The organism is Rhodococcus sp. BP-316 (genome assembly GCF_019836105.1).
Lineage (GTDB): Bacteria > Actinomycetota > Actinomycetes > Mycobacteriales > Mycobacteriaceae > Rhodococcoides.
In genome coordinates this window covers 19,477-39,388 of record NZ_JABUEE010000013.1, presented here as the reverse complement: position 1 = coordinate 39,388, position 19,912 = coordinate 19,477, and the positions used below count along the sequence as shown (strand labels likewise).

Genomic DNA, 19,912 nt, shown 5'->3' with positions numbered 1-19,912 from the left:
CCCCTCAGGTGGTGAGCACCGCGTCGTAGGCCCAGTAGGCGCCGAACAGCGCACCCGCCACCGCGGCGGCACCGAGTCCCGCACGGACTCGTGTCGCCGCGGTGCGGCAACACGCCGGCACAAGGATGCCCGCCAGCGCGGCTTCCACGAACCAGTGCGGACCGCCGACCACGACGGTCCCGTACACGGCCTCACCGAGCACGATCCCCGCCACGACCACCGTCCCGCTCACACGGCGGTCACGCCCGACAGCAGCACCGGCTGCGCCGCACACCGCCCCCGCACCGAGTCCGACGAGGACGAAGACCAGCACTTCCCGCACGGTGATCACGTTCGGCAACAGCAGGATCCACACGAGGACGAGCGCGAGCATCGACGCGACTCCGACTGCCACACCGCGTCCGTGCGGCGACCGGGCCGCCACCGCGAACGGCACCAAGCCCCACAGCGCACTCGTGTTCACGAGCGCATCCCACGGCGGCGGCACGATGGTGAACAGAACCACGAGGGCCACACCCGCAGCGGACCCGAGCGCGGCCGCCGCGACGAGACGTCGTGCGCCGATCAGCGCCCCGTCCACCGGGGTTCGCGCTTCTCCATGAACGCCATGATCCCCTCGACCGTGTCGGAGGACGTGGACAACTGCGCGAGCGCGCGGTCGGTCTCCTCCCATGCGGCCCCTTCGGACGGGATGCGCCCATCGACGATGCCCCGGGCGATGACCTTGCTGGCGCGGATCGCGAGAGGCGCTCCCGCCGCGATGGTCTCCGCCAACCGAAGCGCCGTGTCGAGAACGGCGTCCGGTTCCACCACACGATTGACGAGTCCCCACCGCGCCGCGTCGTCCGCACTCATGGGCTCACCGGTGAGGATCAGTTCCATCGCGATCGCTCGCGGGATCGCGTCGACCAGCCGGAAGAGTCCGCCCGCTCCCGCGATCAGCCCGCGATGCACCTCGGGAAGCCCGAATCGTGCAGTGGTGGAGGCGATCACGACATCACCGGACAGTGCGATCTCGGTCCCACCGCCGAGTGCGTTCCCGGTGACCGCGACGACGATCGGCGTGGAGATCGGGTGCCTGGTGACGCCGGCGAAGCCCCAGTGTGCCGTCTCCGGAGGGGTCACGCCGTCGGGACCCCGCGTGCCGAGTGCCTTCAGATCGGCTCCGCCGCAGAAGGTGCCGGAGCCCGCCGCCGTGAGGACGACGGCACGGATCGACTCGTCGCCGTCCGCCAGTTCCCACGCCTCGCCCAGCAGGGCGTGCACCTCTGCGTTCACGCTGTTGGCCGCGGCGGGGCGGTTCAACGTCACCAGCAGCACGTGTCCGCGGCGTTCCGTGAGAACCACGTCCTGATCGCTCATGCCCGTACTCCCCTGCCGTTCGCCGTGATCGAGTCGAGGGTGATGTCCAGGTTCCCGCCCTCGTCCACCACGTCGATCGTGAGGCCGACCGGTGAGACGTCGCGGTCGGTGACCACTCGATGAAGCGCCGCCGCGGCGTCCGCCCCGGTACGACCGGCGATGCGGTCACCCTCGGGTGTGCGGGCGATGACGAGCGCCTGTTCCGGTTCCCCGCCGCGCCCGAACATGACAGTCGCCGTCTCGACGATCGCGCGACCGCTGTGGCCGTGCGTCACGGGTACCGCTGTCGCCGACACGCTCACCGCATCGGGGTTCCCGACGTATCCGGCCTCGTGCGGATCGGTCGACAACAGGATGGTGTGCTGGTGGGTGAGGTAGCCGCCGTTCGCATGCACCATCGCGATCGCCGGAGCGCGTCCGCCGCGGGACTGTCGCAGCAGCCGGGTCGATTCCGCGACCGCGTGCAACGAGTAGCTGCTGAGCGGCCCACCGAAGAACGAGTGGCCGCCCAGGACCGTGGGAGTGGCATCCGACGACAGTCCCAGCTCGTCCATCAACAGGAGAGGGACGACGGGAAAGCAGCTGTAGGCATCGACGAAGGTGAGATCGGCACCCGCGACACCCGCCGCGGCGAGGGTGGTGCGCACCGCAGCTCGGAGCGCCGGTGAATGATCGAAGGTGCTGCGCGCCATGATGTCCGGGGCATCGGACGCACCGGCGCCGCCCCACAGGTACACGATGCGGTCCTCGTCCACCCCGGCCGCGCGCGCTGCCGCCAGCGAACACACCAGCACCGCGGCGGCCTGGTCGACGAACGGCATGGCGTTCATGGCGAGGGGATAGCAGTCGGACACCGCGCGGTTCGACGCGTCCACGCCGGCGATGTCGTCGGGCGACCGCTCGACCGGACTCCACGCGACCGGATGTCGCGCCGCGACAGCGGAGAACTGCGAGTACAGCTCTGCCGACGCCGTCAGTGACTCGCTGGGTCGCAGACCGAGACGGTCGGCCCGAGCGCGGTCGAACAGCGGATAGATCTGGACGGGGGCGAGGATGCCCGCTCGCTGCATCTCGGCGCTGCCGAGGTCGTCCGGTGCGAAGGTCGGCGGGCCGCCCGGTGCGACGGCCCAGCCGAGCTCGACGGGATCCGTTCCGGCTTTCGTCAGTGCTCGCACGGATGCCTGCGTCTCGCCGCCGACGACGAGTGCCACGGAGCTGCGACCGGCGGCGATGTCGTGCCCCACTCGGTCCATCAGGCGCGCGGGGTGGTGACCGCCGATGGTGCTGGTGGACCGCGTCCGGGCGGACGCCCCCAGCCGTGCGGCGATCAGAGCCGGGAGATCGTCGTAGTTCCAGCTCGTCGTGCGCACGGCGTGGATCGCGTCCACCGCGGCGCCGAGCGCCGACGTTCCGCTGTCGTCGAGCGCAGCACGGACCGCGCGCAGCACGAGCTCCATCGGCTCCACGGGGTCGGCCGCAGCGCCGGCGCTGCCGGACACGACATCGCCCACACCCACGACGACCGGAATGCGGTCTGCTTCCTGTGACATGGGATCACCTTATTACAGACACCAGTTGTCTGTAATCTGATGGCATGGAGTCGACCGACGGCACGGCGCGACGGGGGCGGCCACGCGACCCCGCCATGGAATCGCGGGTGTACGACGCCGTCGTGGACGTGTACTGGCGCACCGGGTGGGCGGGATTCACCATCGATGCCGTCGCCAAGAGCGGTGGCGTGGGCCGCGCGGCGATCTACCGTCGGTGGCCCACCAAGGAGGCACTCCTCACCGGGGCCCTGGAGACCGTGCTCCCCCTCGTCGACCCCATCGACACCGGCACCTTGACAGGCGATCTCACGGAGCTGGCTCGTCAACTCCTGCGGGGCTATCGAGACTCCTCGGGGCTCATCGCCGTACGCGTGGCCCTCGACGCCCGCGTGTATCCCGATCTCCTCGAGGCGCTGACCGCCACCATCAGCACGAGCAGATTCGTCGCGACCCGAGACATCGTCCGCCGCGCCGTGTCCCGCGGCGAGTTACCGGAACACGTGCGGACCACACTGCTGCTCGAGATGCTCACGGGCGCCGTTCTGAGCCGAGTGTTGTTCGCACACGATGCGACCGAGGCGCCGTCCGCCGCCACCGCGGACGACACGTACATCGACGGACTGGTCGACGCGGTGCTGGCGAGCGTGCGCCGCTAGCGCGTCGACTCGGGAGCGGACGACTGCCCGCGCGCCCTGTCCTCGTACGCGCGACGCCGTTCCGCGTCCACGTCGCCGAGGAAGATCTGCTCGGATCCGAAACGGCGACTGACGAACTCACCGAGTCGGCGCGGCATGAAGCGCTGGCTGACGACGATCGCGCCGGCGGAGGCCGGGATGCGCACCTTGGGTCGCGGCTTCTCGACGAGCCGGACCACCGCCTGTGCGATGTCCTCGGGTTCGGCTTTCTTCATGAAGGGCACGTCTCTCGTTCCCGCTGTGAGTTCGGTGTTGACGAACCACGGCAGAACCAGGGAGAACTCGACGCCAGAGGATCGGTACTCCACCCTCGCCGCCTCGGTGAACGCGATGACCGCAGACTTGCTGGCGCAGTAGGTGGCCAGGCCTGGCGCCACCGTCTCGCCCGCCATCGAGGCGATGGAGACGACGTGTCCGCGCCGTCTCGGCACCATGCGGTGCAGCGCCGACTTGGTGCCGATGATGACGCCGTGCACGTTCACGTCCATGATCCGGCGTGCCACCGCGTCCGGCTCGTCCGTCAGAGCCCCGACCGGCATGATCCCGGCGTTGTTGACCAGGACGTCGACGGGGCCCAGCTCACGCTCGACGCGGTCGAGGAAGGCGTCGAAGGACGCCGGGTCCGTGACGTCCAGTGCTCCGTGCAGGTGCACCCGCGCGGACTCGGCCCCGGCGGCGAGGGCGTCCGCGTCCACGTCTCCGATCGCCACCCTGGCGCCGGCGGCGACCAGCGCGCGCGCCGTCGCGAGGCCGATTCCCCGTGCGCCACCGGTGATGGCGATGACTCGTCCCTGCAGTGATCCCGTCATCGTCTTATTACAGACACGCAGTGTCCGCAAAGTCAAGGGTCCGGAGTGCCGTCGCGGACGCGCCGGCGATGCGAGGATCGATCCCGTGCAGAACCGTGACGACGACATCCGCCGGGTCCACCGAGTGCTCGACGACCTCCGCCTCGAGTCACTGGTGGACGTGCACACGCATTTCATGCCGCACAGCGTTCTGGCCAAGGTGTGGAACTACTTCGACTCCGTGGACGACCGCCTCGGTACCGCGTGGCCGATCGAGTACCGCGTGGACGAGGACGAACGCACCGACCTGTTGCGCAGGTACCGGGTAGGGACGTTCACGTCCCTGCTGTACCCGCACAAGCCCGGCATGGCGGAGTGGTTGAACGGGTGGGCAGCGGAGTTCGCGGACCGAACACCCGACTGTGTACGCACCGCCACCTTTCACCCCGAACCGGACGCTGCTCGGTACGTCCGTGCCGCCGTCGAGGACGGGGTCGGAGTGATGAAATGCCATGTGCAGGTGGGGAACATCGACGTCCACGATCCGTACCTGGACGACGTGTGGGCGGTTCTCGACGACGCCGCCGTACCCGTCGTCATCCACTGCGGATCGGGACCCGAACCCGGTCGCCACACCGGACCGGACCCGATCCGCGCACTACTGCACCGCTTTCCGACACTCACCCTGCTGATCGCACACATGGGCATGCCCGAGTACGAGGACTTCCTCACCCTGGCCGAGACGTTCGACAACGTCGGGCTCGACACCACGATGGTGTTCACCGATTTCACCGAACAGCTCGCGCCCTACCCGCGATCGGCGTTGCCGCGCCTGCGCGACCTGCAGGACAAGATCGTGTTCGGCAGCGACTTCCCCAACATCCCCTACTCGTACGCGCACGCGGTCGAGAGCGTGGTCGGCCTCGGACTCGGTGACGACTGGTCCCGCGCTGTGCTGCACGACAACTGGGCACGGTTCAGCCGCCGTACGGCACCATGACGTCGATGATCCAGACGACACCGAAGCGGTCGGTGAGTTTGCCGTACAGCGGGGAGAACACCGACGGACCGAGTTCCACCTCGACGGTCGACCCCGCAGCGAGCGCCGTCCAGTAGCCGGTGATCGCGTCGGCGTCGGTGCTGCGCAACGAGAAGTAGAAGGCGTTGCGGCCCGCGTCCCGCACGAGGTCGTGCTGCACGTCGTAGGCCATCACGTGGAAGCCGTCCGGCGAGGAGACCTGGCCCCACACCACCTGGTCGGCCTGATCTGGGCTCGTGTCGCCGTACGGGACCACGACGAGATCGCCGCCGAACACCGAGTGGTAGTACTCGAGCGCGGCGCGCGCGTGGCCGTCGAAGTTCAGATGCAGGGTGCTGGTCACGGTCATGGGGTTCTCCTCGTGGGTGGTCTCTCGCGGGCGGCGATCACCGCCTGCAGACCCACTGTGTCGGTCGAAGCGGCCAGTTTCTGTCCGCTACTTCGGGCAGTATCGGCGGCATGCCCGCACCCTCGTCACGCATGCTCACGCTGCTGTCGTTGCTGCAGCACCGACGGGACTGGCCGGGCGAGGAACTGGCTCGGCGACTCGAGGTGAGTCCGCGCACCGTCCGGAGGGACGTCGACCGGCTCCGCGAGCTGGGGTACGCGGTGTCGTCCGCGAAGGGGCCTGACGGGGGCTATCGCCTGGACGCGGGCGCCGACCTTCCGCCTCTGCTCTTCGACGACGACCAGGCGGTGGCACTCGCCGTCGCCCTCGGCGGTGCCACGTCACTCGGCGTGGACGTGGCCGAGCCTGCCGCCCGAGCTCTCGCCACCGTGCGTCAGGTGCTCCCGAGCAGGTTGCGCCACAGACTCGACCGCGTGGCGACGACGCCTCCGCCCGAGTCCGCGCCTATGGTCGACAGCCGAACACTGCTGGCGGTCGCCGGTGCGGTCGGCACCGAGGCACTGCGGTTCGCGTACACGTCCCCCTCGTCCGAACCCTCGTCGCGACACGTCGAGCCCTACGGCGTCGTGACCGCGCGGGCGCGGTGGTACCTGGTGGCATGGGATCTGGCGCGCGACGAGTGGCGCATCTTCCGACTCGATCGCATGGAGCTGCGCCCACCGACCGGCCGACGCTTCACACCGCGGCCCGTCCCGGGCGGATCCGCCGGTCGCCTGCTCCAGGCGCGACTCCGCGGATCGGAGACGGGTACCTGGCCCTGCGTCGGCGAGGCGGTCGTCCGTCTGCCGGCCGAGGCGCTGCGGCCGTTCCTCACCGAGTCGGACGAGTCCGTGGAACACGTCGACGCAGAGCGGTGCCGCGTGACGGTCGGCTCGTGGTCGTGGGTCGCCGTGGCCGCGTCCCTCGCACGGTTCGACGCGGACCTCGAGGACGTCTCCCCGCCCGATCTCGTGACGGCGATGGCCACGGTCGCGGCACGTCTCGGCCCCGAACGAACCGACGCGCCCCCGGCGAGCGCTCGATCTGCTACGACTGACTCGTGACGAGACTCGGCATCGTGTTCACCCCCGCCCACGACCCTGCCCGGCTCATCGCGGCCGCACGCGCCGCGGAAAAGGCGGGACTCCACGAGTTCTGGCTGTGGGAGGACTGTTTCAGCCACGGTGGGCTGACGACCGCGGCCACAGTACTGGCGAGCACCGAGCGCATCCAGGTCGGCCTCGGACTCATGCCCGCGCCGCTGCGCAACGTCGCGCTGTGCGCCATGGAGGTCGCGTCGCTGCATCGACTGTTCCCCGGCCGGTTCCTCGCCGGTGCCGGACACGGCGTGCAGCACTGGATGGGGCAGGTCGGCGCCCGCGTCGCGTCTCCGATGACGCTGCTGGACGAGTACTCGACCGCTCTGCAGGCGCTGCTGCGCGGGGAGGAGGTCACCGTCGACGGCCGGTACGTCACCCTCGATGCCGTGCAGCTGCAGTGGCCGGCGCCCGACGAACCGTTCTTTCTCGGCGGTACCGGTCCGAAGACGCTGCGCTACGCGGCATCCCACTCGGACGGCACCTTGTTCGCGGCCGCGATGTCGGACGACGAGCTGGCCGCCTCGTGTGCCGAGGTGAGCGCAGCGCGGCGCTCCGCCGACCACCGCGTCATCGCGCCTCGACTGGTGGCGGTGGGCGCCGGCGCGGACGACCGCATTCGCGACGAGGTCGCGCGCTGGGGGAAGTCCGATACGAGCGGGCTCGCGGTCACCGGCGGCGCGGCGGAGGTGGCGGACGAGGTCGCCCGCCTGGGGCACCTCGGCATCACGACGGTCGTCGCCCACCCCACCGACGACGAGCCCGATCTCGAGGGGTTGATCGAGGTGCTCGGTCAGACGGCTGCAGCACTCCGGTAGCCGGTCGCCACAGCCCTCCGCGATGACTTCCGAACCGCTCGGTGGTCCATCTCGTCACACGCAACCGAGGAGTGACGCCATGGGAACGATCACCATCGAGATGTTCGCGACGCTCGACCTCGTCGGGCAAGCTCCCGGCGGACCCGACGAGGACCCGGACGGGTTCCCGTTCGGCGGCTGGCAGGCGCCGCTGATCGACGACGTCACCGGCGCGCAGATCGATGCGGCCTACCGCGGCACCGATGCGCTACTGCTCGGGCGACGGACGTACGACATCTTCGCGTCGTACTGGCCGCATCGGCAGGGCGGACCGGACGACGGCATCGCGAGTCTCTTCAACGGGATTCCCAAGTACGTCGCCTCGCGCGATCCGCGCACGCTCGACTGGGCCGGATCCTTGGTACTGGGCCCGGATCTACCGACCGCAGTGCGCGAGATCCGAGAGCGGCATCAGGACATCAAGGTCGTGGGCAGTCTGGACCTGGTGCAGACGCTGCTGCGGGAGCGGTTGTTCGACCGCCTCGACCTGTGGCTGCACCCCATCGTGCTGGGTGTCGGCAAGACGGTGTTCGACACCGGCGCTCTGCCGACGAGCCTCGCCCTCGTGGCCCCACCGCAGGCGAGCCCCGGTGGCACCGTGCTCCTGCAGTACGCGCTGACGGACGGCACGCCGACGACCGGTGACATGGGCGCTCCGGACCGGGGACTCTGACCGGCCCGTCGCGGGCGTCACACGAGATGCCTCATCCCCCGATCGGCTTCCCGAACAGACCCGCGACGATCTCGCCCACAGCATCGACCCAGACGGGATAGGTGCGCTCGTCCAGTGCCATGGACCCGACGTCGGCGGTACGGCAACCGGGCTCCACAGGTACACCGGCGAACCGATCACGCATCCACAGAACGGCACTCGGGAACGCGATCACCTCCAGCGACAGGTGTTCGCTGAAGTGGTCGCGGGTGTAGGTGACGTTCGCTCCGGGCCGACTGCAGTACGCGTCGACCATCCCGTTCACCGGCCCGACGGGAACCAACCAGTCCGGGTTCGAGTGGTAGACGTAGACCGGCATGGTCGGCGTCGTGCCACCGAGGTTCAGCGCGTCCAGGGACTTCTTCACCACCGGCTGCTCCAACGGATCCCCCTCGGTCCGCAGGAAACCCTTCAGGTTCAGGAACGGCAGCAGGGCAGAGGTGTACCCCACACACAGGTTGTCCTTGGCCGCGAAGAGGGCCCGACCCGCGGGATCGATGTGTTCGTCCACGAATTGCGCCAAGTCGGGGTCCTCACGGCTGGCGCCGATGATGCCGGCCGCAACGATGCCGGATCCGAGCGCGTTGTTCGCGTTGTTCACCAGGGCGGCGAGCTCGGCGGGGGTGCCGCCCTCCGTGGTGCCGACGATGCTCAGCTCCGGGGCGTAGGTCCCGGCGAGTTCGGCGGCGTGTCCGGTGGCGATCGCTCCGCCCGAGTAGCCGCTCATCCCGACCTTCGTGTCCACCCCGGACAGTCCCATCGGAGCGAAACTCTCCGCCGCCCGGATGCCGTCGAGCGTGATGGGTCCGGCGACCGGCCCGGCGGCGAACGCGTTGTTCGGCCCCTGATGGTCCGGAACCGACACCGCCCAGCCCTGGGCCAGCGCTGCCTGCACTTCGAGGAACTGCACGCCGGACGTCACGGCACCCGTCAGAGGCCACGGGATCGCACCCTGGCGCATGACGTACGACGGCGCGCAGTACGCGGCCAGTGAGTCCTCGGCCATCTGCACCGAGAGCAGCGGACGCGGAGCCGAGGCGGCGCCGCGCGGGGTGATGACGGTGGTCACCGCCGGGATCGGCTCGCCCCGGCCGTTGTTCGACCGGTACGACAACTGCCAGGCGTCGACCTGCGTCGGGATCAGATTCAGCGTGGCCAGGTCCACGGGACGCGCGGCGATGATCTCTCCCGGTGCGGCGGCGGCGACCACGGCGTCGGGCGGCAGGTAGAAGTCGGTGTCGAACTCAGGGATCGCAGGGAAGGTGGGCGCCGCGGACACGGGCGTGACCACCGTCGCGGACACAGCCACAGCGGCCACCACCACCGCGAGTGCGTACGAAGGACGGAACCGACGAGCGGACATCGATCTCACTCTTTCTCGCGCCGAGCCTCGACAGCAGTCGCATGTGCGCCCGGCAACAGTGTTCAGCACATTCAACATGTTGGACACGCGTGTCCATGATTGTGTTCAGGACTGTAGAGCGTTGTGGGCTGGATAACAATCCCCGCTATCGATCGAGGTCAGGAACGAACGCGCCGAGGACGGCGATCATCGTCTGGACGATCCCGTCCACGCGTGGCCGGGGCGGCGGGGTGCGCGACCAGTCCGACACCAACTCGGTGAGCGCCCCGAGGAAGGCGGTGGCGGCGAGCCGGTGACCGCCCGGCGGGACGAAGTCGGCGCCGATCTCGGCACGGAGCGTCGCCTCGATGAACTCGGCCCAGGTCGCGCGGCGCCTGCTGCGGTGCTGCTCGACGTCGTCACTCACCCCGACCATCTCGAGGTACGAGATGCGTGCCCGACGTGGGTCCCGTCCCAACGACTCGATCAGCGCGGTCATCGCGGCGACGACGAGCGCTCGTCGGGTGCGGTCCGTCGCGTCGGCGAGCGCAGCGACGACCGCGGCGAGGGCATCGTCCTGCACGAGGTCGTACACGGCGACGAGCAGCGTCTCGCGATTGGCGAACTCGCTGTAGAACTGGCTGCGTGCCAGACCCGCGGCCGAGCAGATGTCGGCGACGGACGTCGCGGCGTACCCCTTGTCGCCGATCACCTCGATGCCGGCCTGCAGGAACCGTCGTCGCCGGTCGGCACGTCGATCCGTCATCGACCGTCCGCCGTAGACGCGATCCACGTCCTCTGCCACGCGAGAACCCTATCCAAGAGGCTCTCGTCGATCGTCAGCCCGCGAGACGGACCGTCCGCGCGCGCACGGCGAGGAAGAACGGGATGGCGGAGCCGATGCCCACGCCGAAGGTGAGGAGCACCGTGACCAGCCACCACCGGACGATGCCGAGTCGCCGCGCCTCCGGCAACGCCCAGACGTGGAAGGCGATCACCACCAGGATCAGATCCACCATCGCGAACCGTCCGGGCACGGTGGACCAGATCTTCCCGACGAAGAAGTCGGCGGCGGATCGTGTCCCGTGCTTCCGGACGTAGGGCAGGGCGATCGCGTTCTGCGCGACACCCGCCACTGCCGCGAGGGCCATGAGTCTGCGTTCGTCCGACGTCGTCACCGATGCTCCGTTCGTGGTGTGGATCTGATGAGTATCACCTGCCGGTGAAGGTGGCCTGCCGTCTCTCGACGAACGACAGCATCCCCTCGGCCGCATCGGACGTCGAGAACAGTGCCCGGATGTCGGGGAGCAGCTGCGCAGCCGCGGCCGCGTCCCCCTCGATCAGGCTGCGATGCGCGGACTCGAGCGTGGCCCGCACACCGAGTGGCGCAGCGGTCTCCGCGATGCGGTGAGCGAGCTCGATCGCGCGCTCGATCGTCGCCGCGGGATCCGCGCAGACCTCCTGCACGAGCCCGATGCGATGAGCCTCCTCGGAGTCGAACTCGTCGCCGGTGAGCATCCACCGCATCGCGTTCCCCCAGCCGGTCTCGCGAGGGAAGCGCAGGGTCGCCCCGCCGAAGGGATAGATACCGCGCTGAACTTCCATCTGGGAGAAACGAGTTCCGGCTGCGGCGACCCGGATGTCGGACGCCAGCAGCAATTCGATGCCGAGCGTCATGCACTCCCCCTGCGGCGGGCCGGAACCCGGTTCTATGTTTTATCGCATAGTACACAGGGGTGTCGAACCCGTACATGCAGAAAGCCGGTACCAGGATGATTCTGGTACCGGCTCTCTGTGGTGCGCCCGAAGGGATTCGAACCCCTAACCTCCTGATCCGTAGTCAGGTGCTCTATCCGTTGAGCTACGGGCGCATGCTGTGGTGCTGTTCAGTTGTCCTCCGACCGAAGTCGAAAGTGGCGGAGGCGAGAGGATTTGAACCTCCGGACCCGGTGAAGGGTCAAGTCATTAGCAGTGACTCCCATTCGGCCGCTCTGGCACGCCTCCTGGACCTCTTTCGAGGGCACCGGTCCTTGCGAACCGCCGAGAAGGAAGATTACACACGCCCCGGAGTAGACGCAAAACGGCTGGTGGGGCGGTCTTATCGGAGATGACTGTCGAACCAGTCGAAGATGCGACGCTGGGCGTCGACGATCGCCTCCTCGCCGGCCGACTCCTCCGACACGGCGGATTCCTCGTCCGCACGATGCTCGACACCGGCGTAACTGACGACGAGCGTGGCGACGGACGCCTTCGACACGGCCTCCTGCAACTGCTCCACGTGCTCCACGGGAGTGCGGACGTCGTCGCGTCCGTAGAGACCGAGCCAGGGCGCCTTGAGGGATGCCGCCGCGTCGACGAGAGCGAGCGCATCCGTGGTCAGCGCCTCGACGATGCCGGGAGCAGCGACACTCACCGCCGCACCGATGGCTCGATCGGTGGCCACCAGGGCGGCTGCGGTTCCGGCGTCGTCGAATCCGATGACGCCGATGCAGTCCGTCGGGACGCCCCGGCTCTGCAGCCAGTCGACGGTGGCGTCGAAGTCCTCGAACAACGGCGTGCCGAACACCTCGTCGTCGCCCGCTGCCCGGTGGAACAGGTGCGGCGCCGCAACCAACCAGCCGTCGGCGGCGAGGGACCGCATGAACTCGAGCAGGGCCTGCGGGAGCTCGCGCGCCTCGTGCAACACCACGATGCCGCCGCGAGCCCTGCTGTCAGGCTCGAACGCGGTGAGCGGCACGCGATCGAGCGTGGCGGTGTCCGCACCCTCGTCGCGGGGGCGGATGGGCGCAGTGTCCTCGATGAGACCCGACATGGCTCCACGGTAATGGCACACAATGGCGAAAGCGAGGGTCGAGCGAGAGCCGCGACCACACTGTGTCCGACCGCCGCGCATAATCGGTGATCGTGACCCCACGCACGCGCCCCGACCTCGATGCCATCCCCGGTTACCTACCCGGTCGTTCGTTCCCGGGCGCGATCAAACTCGCCAGCAACGAGACCACGGCCGGCCCGCTGCCCAGCGTTCGCGAGGCCATCGCCGAGGCGGCGGCCGGAGTGAACCGCTATCCCGACAACCAGTCGACAGTCCTGGTCGAGGCGCTCGCGGACTTCCTCGACGTCCCGGCCACCACCATCGCCGTCGGCTGCGGATCGGTCGCGCTGTGCCAGGAGCTGGTCCAGGTCACCTGCAACTCCGGGGACGAGGTCGTCTTCGGCTGGCGCTCGTTCGAGGCCTACCCCATCGTCACGCTCGTCGCCGGCGCCACCGCCGTGCGTGTGCCGCTCACTCACGACGACGTGCACGACCTCGACGCGATGGCCGCAGCGGTGACGGACAAGACCCGTCTCATGTTCGTGTGCAACCCGAACAACCCGACGGGCACCGTGGTGGACCCCGCCGACCTCGAACGGTTCCTCGACGCGATCCCCGACCACATCGTCGTGGTGCTGGACGAGGCCTACTTCGAGTACACCGACCGCGCGATCGACGGCGTGGAGATCGGACGAACCCGACCCAACGTCGTGGTGCTGCGGACGTTCTCGAAGGCCTACGGCCTCGCCGGACTACGGGTGGGGTACGCCGTCGGAGCACCGTCGATCATCACGTCGATGAAGAAGGTGCACACCGCGTTCAGCGTGAGCAGTGTCGCGCAGAGTGGCGCCGTCGCATCTCTCGCGGCCTCGGACGAACTCCTCGCACGTACGGCGGTCGTGACGGCCGAGCGGTCGCGGTTACGGGACTCGTTGCGCGGCATGGGGTTCCAGGTGCCCGAGTCGTCCGCGAACTTCGTGTGGATCCCGCTGGGGGCGGAGTCGGGAGACTTCTCCGCAGCGTCCACCGAGGCCGGTGTCATCGTCCGCGCCTACGGAGACGACGGAGTGCGCGTGTCGGTGGGCGACCCGCACGAGAACGACGCGTTCCTCGCGTTCGCCGCGTCGGCCGCCGAGACGTTCGCGGCGGCGCACTGAGGAGTGTGTGCACACCCCTGGCGGTGAGTGAACACCCTCAGCAGCCGGCAGGAAAGGGTGTGCGGTCGACGCAGAGGGTGTGCACACCCCCGGCGGCCGGGTGGGTCGACGCGCACCACTCGGGCCCGCGCCGCGAGACGTTCGCGGCGGCGCACCAGGGAGTGTGTGCACACCCCTGGCGGTGAGTGAACACCGTCAGCAGCCGGCAGGAAGGGGTGTCTGGTCGACACAGAGGGTGTGCACACCCCCGGCAGCTACAAGCCGAGCGCCCTGGCCACGACGGGCCACGAGTTGTGCATCTCGTCCTGCCAGTAGCGCCAGGAGTGCGTGCCGTACGGCTTGAACACGATGGTCGCCGGGACACCCGCCGCGCGCAGCGTGTCGGCGAAGCCGGTGGTGCAGATGTTCGCGGCGGCCTCGAGGGGGCCGCCGACGGTCAGCGCGTCGATGATCTCCTCACCGAAACCGCCACCCGCCTCGTACGGTCCGGGGAATCCGTTGCCCGTCGACAGGTACACCTGCTTGCCGCGGAGCGTCTCGACGCGGGTACTCGGATCGTTCTCGGCCCACAGCGGATCCGCGTTCGTACCCCACATGTTGGTGGCGTCGCCCCCGGTGGACCCGACGGTGGCACGCACCGCGTTCTTCGTCTCGTTGGAGCGGTTGTCGTAACAACCGCTGAATCCGGCGATGCCCGTGTACAGATCGGGATGCTTGGTCAGCAGGTTCATCGCGCCCTGTGCGCCCATCGACAGACCCATCAGCGCATTGACGCCGTTGCCGTCGAAGCGGGCATCGATCAACGGGGGCAGTTCCGACGTCAGGAACGTCTCCCACTTGTTGACTCCGAGCACGGGATCGGGCTGGGCCCAGTCGGCGTAGTAGGCACCGCGTCCCCCGACGGGAAGGACGATGTTGGCGGCCTTGTCCGAGAAGAACGAGACCGCGTCCGTCTTCTGCGTCCACGTGCTCTCCGTGTAGCCGGACTCCTCGCCCGCACTGACCCCGTCCAGCATGTACAGCGACGGACGCGGTACCGATCGATCGGCGGGCAGCAACACCTGCACCTGGATCTCGCGGTTCATCGACGAGGAGAACACCGACATGACGGCCCGGCGATCGGTCGCCATGGTCACCGAGACGACGCGAGTGGTTGACGACGCGTCCACGGCCGGCGTCGGGACGCCCGGCTGCGCACCCGCCACCGGCGCGGAGCCGAGAAGCGTCAGCGCGGTGAGGCACCCCGCGGCGAGCAGAGCGGGACGTCGCATCGACAGACCTTTCGTCCGATGTGGCTCGCGCGGAGCCACCGGTGAACAGAGAGACACGACGCGCGGAACGTCCCGCGCGCCCGGGGGAACGCGTACCAACTTACTTGCCGGTAGGTACGCCACCTTCAGGTCCAAAGGACTGCTCGACGTCCTGTCTGCGGTCACAAGAACCGGCGACGAGGACACCGAGACCGGGAACCGTGCCGAAAGCGTACCGCGAGACGGTGGACGACACGTGAACCGGACTTGGAGGCATCACCCACGTGTGTGACATTTCATGAAGTGGGTCACCGTCAATTGTGTGAAAGCAAGATGGAACTAGGTGAAAACGCGACTTGTTTTGCCTCAACAGACGTCATGCAGGGGTGTCATCGCAGGTCACAGCGGTTGGCCTGACAACGGGAACAGACACCGCAGTGGGCCTGAGCGCATACCGTGGCTCTCGAATAGGTATCTCGAAACAATCTAGGGACCCGTTAATGATTGTTACGGTACCCCGAGAACATGCACGACTGACATGAACTACACAGTCATGGGGGGATCGATGACCACACCGAAGACAGCTCCGAAGCCGCTTCCGGGACACATGGAAGCGGGCCTGATCGCCGGCACCCGTACAAACTCTCTGGCGATGAGCGATCTGCGAGGGGTGGCGCGTCATCTGGTCGATCACTTCCAGGCCAACACCCCCTGCGGAACGCTCCCCGGCGAGCTCCTGCACGGCGACGTCACCGAGGTCACCGTCAAGTGCCTGGGTCTCGCCGTCCGCATGCTCGAATCGGGCAAGACGCCGTCGGACAAGGACCTCGCCAACGTCCACGACGCGGCCGCTCGCTGGGCTCGCGAGGGGGTGCCGCTGCGCTCGATCCTGCGCGCCTATCACGACGGATTCCGCTTCGGTCTCACTCTCGTCAGCCGGGACGCCAAGGCTCAGAACATCGAGAACGTCACCGACAACTCGCTCGTCCTGGTGAGCCTCCTCGAGGCCGTCACCACCGAGGTGTCCATGGCGTACGTGGAGGAGTACCGCTCCGTCGCGTCCGAGCACCACACCGCCACGCACACTCTGGTGACCACGTTGCTCAGCGGCGGGCAGAACGCCCTGTCCACCGCGCAGCAGTGCGGTATCGACCTCGCCGACGAGTACCTCGTCATCGCGCTGCACTTCCCGCAGCATCCCGACGAGGCGAACCCCGTCGTCGATCGCACCGTGTCCGCACGGCGCAAGCTGCGCCGCATCCAGGCGGAACTCGCGACCATGTGCGGCAAGTCGCCGCTGGCCCTGCTCAGCACCGACGGCGGCACCGTGCTCCTGCCCGCACCGCGCGAACGCGAGTGGGTGGACACCCTCGTCGAGCGACTCTCCCGCGCCGGCGAGATCCCGATCACCGCCACGATGACGTCGGCCGAGCGCGAGGACATCCCCGGTGCTGCCGAGCACGTCTACGAACTGCTCTCGCTCACACGGCAACTCGGCCGACCGGCCGGGATGTACCGCACCGAGGACCTGGTGCTCGAGTACCAGCTCACCCGTCCGGGCCGCGGCCGGGAGCAGCTGCTCCGCGCTCTGAAGCCCCTCGACGACGCGCCCGAGCTGCTCGACACGCTGACGTCGTACATCGGTCACGAACTCAACCGCCAGCGCACCGCGCGGCACCTGTTCGTGCACGCCAACACCGTCGACTACCGCCTCAAGCGCATCGGCCAGCTCACCGGCATCGATCCCAGCGTGCCCTCGGGACTGCGCTACCTGCAGGCCGCCATCGTGGCCCGCGGACTCGCCGCCGCGAAGCAGAAGTAACGCGGCACCGACCGACACGAACGCCCCCTCCGGACGGAGGGGGCGTTCGTCGTCGATCACATCGCACTGGCGGAAGCGGAGGGATTTGAACCCCCGGACGCTTTCACACGTCTCTCGCTTTCAAGGCGAGTGCATTGGGCCGCTCTGCCACGCTTCCGCGATCGATACTAGTGGTCTCCCGCGAGCAGTCGTCGATCGACCTTCTCGAACACCTCGGCCATCGTCGCGAGTTCGTCGGCCGTGAGCAGATCGATCAGGCATCGCCGTACCGCAGCGACGTGCGACGGTGCCGCTGCCGCCAGGCGGGCGCGTCCGTCGTCCGTGATGACGGCCAGGACACCACGCCCGTCCTCGTCGCAGGTGTCTCGAACGACCAAGCCCTGCTCCTGCATTCGGCGGATCTGGTGCGTGAGCCGGCTCCTCGACGAGAGCACGCCGTCGGCGAGCAGACTCATCCGCAGCGAACCGTCGGGAGCCTCGCTCAGTCGCACCAGGATCCGGTACTCGGCCAGGGTCAGACCTTCTCGCGTGTGCAGGTCCCGGTTCAGGGTGTCCATGAGGCGGTAGTCGGCATCGATGAACGCGCGCCACGCGCGGGCCTCCGCCTCGTTCAACCAGGCCACCGGCGGGGCCGCGGTCTGTGACTCCTCGGGACGCGCACTGTGAACGACCATGACGGAAGGCTAGACCGAGGTGACCCCCGCGCGTGCCGACCTGCGCATCTTCAGGACCGGTACAGAATCGACCCGTCCACCTCGGTGACCGACGACAGCCCGGCCAGTCCCATGGTGATGTCGAGGTCGCCCAGCAGGCACCGCAGCGCATGGACGACACCCTCCCGGCCCGCGAGTCCCAGGCCGTACACCCAGGGCCGCCCGTAGAACACCGCGTCGGCGCCGAGGGCCAGCGCGACCACCACGTCGGCGCCGGAGCGGACACCGGAATCGAGCAGCACGGTCGCGTGATCCCCGACGGCCGCGGCGACGGGTTCGAGCGCGTCGAGCGCGGCGATCGAGTTGTCCACCTGTCGCCCACCGTGATTGGAGACGACGACGCCGTCGGCACCCGCGTCGACGACGGCACGGGCATCGTCGGGATGCAGGATCCCCTTGACCACAACGGGCAGATGCGTCCACTCACGCACCCGCGCGACGTCGGACGGGCGGAGCGTGTGGTTGCCGAACATGCCGACCCAGGTGAGCACCGCGATCTGCAGCGCCTCGGCACTCTCCTCGGGAGGCGACACCAGGCGTGAGCGAAAGACCGGATCGGACAGGTAGTTCGCGATGCCCTCGGCGCGGAGGAAGGGCAGATGACCGAGCGTGAGATCGCGCGGACGCCACCCGATGCCGGGGGTGTCCGCCGTGACGACGATGACCTTCGCTCCCGCCGCGGTGGCACGACGCACCAGTGACTCCGCGACGCCGTCGTCCGACGGCCAGTACAGCTGGTACCACCAGTTCTCGCCGGACTCCGCCGCGACGTCCTCGAGCGGAGTGGACGACGCGGTGGACAGCACCGAGCCGATCCCCAGCTCGGCGGCGGCCGACCCGACGGCGGGTTCCGCCGCGGGGTGCACCATGCCGAGGACGCCGATCGGCGCGGTGAGCACCGGTGCGGCGAGGGTGGTCCCCAGCACGGTCACCGACAGGTCGCGGGCGTCCGGTGCGCTGGCCCCGCGCCACATCCGGGGAACGATCCTGCGGGAGCCGAACGCGTCGACGTTCCCACGCGCCGTACGTTCCGTGGACGCACTCCCGGCGATGTACGCGAAGGCGGCCGCGGACAGCGTCTCGCGCGCCCGCTCCTCGAGACCGTCGGCCGTCATCGGCAGGTCGGGGGTCGTGCCGCCGAGCCCGGTCAGGTAGATCTCGTTCTGGAAGTTGCCGAAAGTGCTCACACGCAAACGCTAGCGAACGCGCACGCCCGGCAACACGATTTCACGCTGGTGAGCGTCACATGTCCGGCAGGATGGCGCCATGCCGGATCCCTATGTCGCCTCCCCCGACCGCTACGACACCGACCGCCCGACCGCGATGCCCTACCGCCGTACCGGTGAGAGCGGACTGAAGCTGCCCGCCATCTCGCTGGGGCTGTGGCACAACTTCGGTGACGACGTGCCGCTCGCCACCCAGCGCGCCGTCCTCCGCCGGGCGTTCGACCTCGGCATCACCCACTTCGATCTCGCCAACAACTACGGGCCGCCGTACGGCAGCGCGGAGATCAACTTCGGCCGCATCCTGCGGGAGGACTTCGGGCCGTACCGCGACGAGCTGGTCATCTCGACGAAGGCGGGGTGGGACATGTGGCCGGGCCCGTACGGCTTCGGCGGGTCGCGCAAGTACCTGCTGAGCTCACTGGACCGCTCACTCGAGCGCATGGGGCTCGACAGCGTCGACATCTTCTACAGCCACCGCCCCGACAAGGACACACCCGTCGAGGAGACCGCGGGCGCGCTGGTCAGTGCCGTCGAGCAGGGCAAGGCGCGCTACGTGGGCATCAGCTCGTACTCGGCGGCGCGCACCCGCCAGATGGCGGCACTGCTGTCCGATGCGGGAGTGCCACTGCTGATCCACCAGCCGAGTTACTCGATGCTCAATCGCTGGATCGAGTCCGATCTGCTGCCGGCCGTCGACGAGCTGGGAGTCGGAGTGATCGCGTTCTCCCCTCTCGCGCAGGGCATGCTGACCGACAAGTACCTCGGCGGAATCCCCGACGAGTCGCGCGCGGCACAGGGGAAGTCGTTCGATCCCGAGTGGCTGACCGAGGACATGCGCGGGCATCTGAACGCGCTGAACGACATCGCCGCGGCGCGGGGGCAGTCGCTCGCCCAGATGTCGTTGGCCTGGGCGCTGCGCGACCCGCGGGTCACGACGGTGCTGATCGGCGCCTCGTCCGTCGAGCAGCTCGACGACAATGTGGGTGCACTCGCGCGACTCCGCTTCGACGACGACGAACTGAGCCGCATCGACGAGCACGCCAAGGAGTCCGGCATCAACCTGTGGGAAGAGCCGTCACGGATCTGATCCGACACCGGCACG

Annotated in this window: 20 protein-coding genes, 3 tRNA genes and 1 pseudogene; 8 read left to right on the top strand and 16 right to left on the bottom strand. The window is 68.8% G+C overall.

Annotated elements, in window-relative coordinates; all coding sequences use genetic code 11:
• Nucleotides 1-4 precede the first annotated feature (4 nt).
• The 3 genes from HQ312_RS20650 to HQ312_RS20640 are packed head-to-tail and all read right to left on the bottom strand — an operon-like array spanning nt 5 to nt 2,912.
• Nucleotides 5-580 (bottom strand): DUF6518 family protein, encoded by a 576-nt coding sequence (locus tag HQ312_RS20650; protein ID WP_222641234.1) that lies wholly within the window; start codon nt 578-580, stop codon nt 5-7.
• On the bottom strand, nt 565-1,362 hold the full coding sequence (locus tag HQ312_RS20645; RefSeq protein ID WP_222641233.1) for an enoyl-CoA hydratase-related protein: 798 nt from the start codon (nt 1,360-1,362) through the stop codon (nt 565-567). Before HQ312_RS20645 ends, HQ312_RS20650 begins: the two co-directional genes overlap by 16 nt.
• Nucleotides 1,359-2,912 carry an acetyl-CoA acetyltransferase gene (locus HQ312_RS20640; protein ID WP_222641231.1) on the bottom strand — a complete coding sequence of 518 codons (1,554 nt, stop codon included), beginning with the start codon at nt 2,910-2,912 and terminating at the stop codon, nt 1,359-1,361. The genes HQ312_RS20645 and HQ312_RS20640 overlap by 4 nt, the downstream gene beginning before the upstream one ends.
• Before the next feature lie 44 nt (nt 2,913-2,956).
• On the opposite strand from HQ312_RS20640, the gene HQ312_RS20635 reads away from it, so the two are divergent.
• A complete protein-coding gene (locus HQ312_RS20635) occupies nt 2,957-3,568 on the top strand; it encodes a TetR/AcrR family transcriptional regulator (protein ID WP_222626244.1) in 612 nt (203 codons plus the stop codon).
• On the opposite strand, the gene HQ312_RS20630 is transcribed toward HQ312_RS20635, so the two are convergent.
• Nucleotides 3,565-4,416: an SDR family oxidoreductase gene (locus HQ312_RS20630; protein ID WP_222626243.1), complete on the bottom strand. Its 852-nt coding sequence runs from the start codon at nt 4,414-4,416 to the stop codon at nt 3,565-3,567. The two genes, HQ312_RS20635 and HQ312_RS20630, sit on opposite strands and share 4 nt — an antisense overlap.
• 85 nt (nt 4,417-4,501) lie before the next feature.
• On the opposite strand from HQ312_RS20630, the gene HQ312_RS20625 reads away from it, so the two are divergent.
• The gene (locus HQ312_RS20625; RefSeq protein ID WP_285189636.1) at nt 4,502-5,395 is read left to right on the top strand and encodes an amidohydrolase family protein; all 894 of its coding nucleotides are present in this window, start codon (nt 4,502-4,504) and stop codon (nt 5,393-5,395) included.
• Here the strand turns inward: HQ312_RS20625 and HQ312_RS20620 are convergent.
• Nucleotides 5,373-5,783 carry a VOC family protein gene (locus tag HQ312_RS20620; RefSeq protein WP_027506581.1) on the bottom strand — a complete coding sequence of 137 codons (411 nt, stop codon included), beginning with the start codon at nt 5,781-5,783 and terminating at the stop codon, nt 5,373-5,375. The genes HQ312_RS20625 and HQ312_RS20620 overlap by 23 nt on opposite strands.
• 110 nt (nt 5,784-5,893) lie before the next feature.
• Here HQ312_RS20620 and HQ312_RS20615 point away from each other — a divergent pair, with 110 nt between their 5' ends.
• From HQ312_RS20615 to HQ312_RS20605, 3 genes are all read left to right on the top strand, one after another.
• A complete protein-coding gene (locus HQ312_RS20615) occupies nt 5,894-6,886 on the top strand; it encodes a YafY family protein (RefSeq protein WP_222641227.1) in 993 nt (330 codons plus the stop codon).
• The gene (locus HQ312_RS20610; protein WP_222641225.1) at nt 6,883-7,737 is read left to right on the top strand and encodes an LLM class flavin-dependent oxidoreductase; all 855 of its coding nucleotides are present in this window, start codon (nt 6,883-6,885) and stop codon (nt 7,735-7,737) included. The genes HQ312_RS20615 and HQ312_RS20610 overlap by 4 nt, the downstream gene beginning before the upstream one ends.
• 79 nt (nt 7,738-7,816) lie before the next feature.
• Complete coding sequence (locus HQ312_RS20605) at nt 7,817-8,449, top strand: dihydrofolate reductase family protein (RefSeq protein WP_222641224.1); 633 nt, start codon at nt 7,817-7,819, stop codon at nt 8,447-8,449.
• 31 nt (nt 8,450-8,480) lie between these two features.
• On the opposite strand, the gene HQ312_RS20600 is transcribed toward HQ312_RS20605, so the two are convergent.
• From HQ312_RS20600 to HQ312_RS20570, 7 genes and pseudogenes are all read right to left on the bottom strand, one after another.
• Nucleotides 8,481-9,851: a lipase family protein gene (locus HQ312_RS20600; protein WP_222641222.1), complete on the bottom strand. Its 1,371-nt coding sequence runs from the start codon at nt 9,849-9,851 to the stop codon at nt 8,481-8,483.
• Between the two features lie 145 nt (nt 9,852-9,996).
• Entirely contained in the window at nt 9,997-10,635 is a 639-nt protein-coding gene (locus tag HQ312_RS20595) for a TetR/AcrR family transcriptional regulator (protein WP_027506576.1), read from the bottom strand.
• Nucleotides 10,636-10,669: 34 nt separating this feature from the next.
• Nucleotides 10,670-11,008 carry a DUF2834 domain-containing protein gene (locus HQ312_RS20590; RefSeq protein WP_037186452.1) on the bottom strand — a complete coding sequence of 113 codons (339 nt, stop codon included), beginning with the start codon at nt 11,006-11,008 and terminating at the stop codon, nt 10,670-10,672.
• A gap of 34 nt (nt 11,009-11,042) precedes the next feature.
• A pseudogene (locus tag HQ312_RS20585) lies at nt 11,043-11,516 on the bottom strand (enoyl-CoA hydratase-related protein); the annotation flags it as partial.
• Between the two features lie 109 nt (nt 11,517-11,625).
• Nucleotides 11,626-11,701: transfer RNA gene (locus tag HQ312_RS20580), tRNA-Arg, on the bottom strand.
• A 43-nt stretch (nt 11,702-11,744) separates the two neighbouring features.
• Nucleotides 11,745-11,834: transfer RNA gene (locus tag HQ312_RS20575), tRNA-Ser, on the bottom strand.
• A 94-nt stretch (nt 11,835-11,928) separates the two neighbouring features.
• A complete protein-coding gene (locus tag HQ312_RS20570) occupies nt 11,929-12,642 on the bottom strand; it encodes a dienelactone hydrolase family protein (RefSeq protein ID WP_027506573.1) in 714 nt (237 codons plus the stop codon).
• 92 nt (nt 12,643-12,734) lie between these two features.
• Between HQ312_RS20570 and hisC the strand changes: the two genes are divergently transcribed.
• Nucleotides 12,735-13,799 (top strand): histidinol-phosphate transaminase, encoded by a 1,065-nt coding sequence (gene hisC, locus HQ312_RS20565; RefSeq protein WP_222641217.1) that lies wholly within the window; start codon nt 12,735-12,737, stop codon nt 13,797-13,799.
• A gap of 254 nt (nt 13,800-14,053) precedes the next feature.
• Here the strand turns inward: hisC and HQ312_RS20560 are convergent, their stop codons facing one another.
• On the bottom strand, nt 14,054-15,070 hold the full coding sequence (locus HQ312_RS20560) for an alpha/beta hydrolase family protein (RefSeq protein WP_222641215.1): 1,017 nt from the start codon (nt 15,068-15,070) through the stop codon (nt 14,054-14,056).
• Nucleotides 15,071-15,701: 631 nt separating this feature from the next.
• On the opposite strand from HQ312_RS20560, the gene HQ312_RS20555 reads away from it, so the two are divergent.
• A complete protein-coding gene (locus HQ312_RS20555; protein ID WP_261770345.1) occupies nt 15,702-16,871 on the top strand; it encodes a CdaR family transcriptional regulator in 1,170 nt (389 codons plus the stop codon).
• Nucleotides 16,872-16,938: 67 nt separating this feature from the next.
• On the opposite strand, the gene HQ312_RS20550 is transcribed toward HQ312_RS20555, so the two are convergent.
• The 3 genes from HQ312_RS20550 to HQ312_RS20540 all read right to left on the bottom strand — a co-directional run bounded on the left by HQ312_RS20550 (nt 16,939) and on the right by HQ312_RS20540 (nt 18,771).
• A tRNA-Ser gene (locus tag HQ312_RS20550) sits at nt 16,939-17,028 on the bottom strand.
• 10 nt (nt 17,029-17,038) lie between these two features.
• Complete coding sequence (locus HQ312_RS20545; RefSeq protein ID WP_051613546.1) at nt 17,039-17,545, bottom strand: MarR family winged helix-turn-helix transcriptional regulator; 507 nt, start codon at nt 17,543-17,545, stop codon at nt 17,039-17,041.
• A 50-nt stretch (nt 17,546-17,595) separates the two neighbouring features.
• Nucleotides 17,596-18,771, bottom strand: a complete 1,176-nt coding sequence (locus tag HQ312_RS20540) for an alpha-hydroxy-acid oxidizing protein (RefSeq protein ID WP_308123949.1) — start codon at nt 18,769-18,771, stop codon at nt 17,596-17,598.
• 79 nt (nt 18,772-18,850) lie between these two features.
• Between HQ312_RS20540 and mgrA the strand changes: the two genes are divergently transcribed.
• Entirely contained in the window at nt 18,851-19,897 is a 1,047-nt protein-coding gene (gene mgrA, locus HQ312_RS20535; protein ID WP_027506567.1) for an L-glyceraldehyde 3-phosphate reductase, read from the top strand.
• Nucleotides 19,898-19,912 lie beyond the last annotated feature (15 nt).

What these genes read in the sequence shown, in the direction of transcription:
- HQ312_RS20645 (WP_222641233.1), bottom strand. Translation starts at nt 1,362, where the DNA reads ATGAGCGATCAGGACGTGGTTCTCACGGAACGCCGCGGACACGTGCTG.
- HQ312_RS20640 (WP_222641231.1), bottom strand. Translation starts at nt 2,912, where the DNA reads ATGTCACAGGAAGCAGACCGCATTCCGGTCGTCGTGGGTGTGGGCGAT.
- HQ312_RS20635 (WP_222626244.1), top strand. Translation starts at nt 2,957, where the DNA reads ATGGAGTCGACCGACGGCACGGCGCGACGGGGGCGGCCACGCGACCCC.
- HQ312_RS20630 (WP_222626243.1), bottom strand. Translation starts at nt 4,416, where the DNA reads ATGACGGGATCACTGCAGGGACGAGTCATCGCCATCACCGGTGGCGCA.
- HQ312_RS20620 (WP_027506581.1), bottom strand. Translation starts at nt 5,783, where the DNA reads ATGACCGTGACCAGCACCCTGCATCTGAACTTCGACGGCCACGCGCGC.
- HQ312_RS20615 (WP_222641227.1), top strand. Translation starts at nt 5,894, where the DNA reads ATGCCCGCACCCTCGTCACGCATGCTCACGCTGCTGTCGTTGCTGCAG.
- HQ312_RS20605 (WP_222641224.1), top strand. Translation starts at nt 7,817, where the DNA reads ATGGGAACGATCACCATCGAGATGTTCGCGACGCTCGACCTCGTCGGG.
- HQ312_RS20600 (WP_222641222.1), bottom strand. Translation starts at nt 9,851, where the DNA reads ATGTCCGCTCGTCGGTTCCGTCCTTCGTACGCACTCGCGGTGGTGGTG.
- HQ312_RS20570 (WP_027506573.1), bottom strand. Translation starts at nt 12,642, where the DNA reads ATGTCGGGTCTCATCGAGGACACTGCGCCCATCCGCCCCCGCGACGAG.
- HQ312_RS20560 (WP_222641215.1), bottom strand. Translation starts at nt 15,070, where the DNA reads ATGCGACGTCCCGCTCTGCTCGCCGCGGGGTGCCTCACCGCGCTGACG.
- HQ312_RS20555 (WP_261770345.1), top strand. Translation starts at nt 15,702, where the DNA reads ATGAGCGATCTGCGAGGGGTGGCGCGTCATCTGGTCGATCACTTCCAG.
- HQ312_RS20545 (WP_051613546.1), bottom strand. Translation starts at nt 17,545, where the DNA reads ATGGTCGTTCACAGTGCGCGTCCCGAGGAGTCACAGACCGCGGCCCCG.
- mgrA (WP_027506567.1), top strand. Translation starts at nt 18,851, where the DNA reads ATGCCGGATCCCTATGTCGCCTCCCCCGACCGCTACGACACCGACCGC.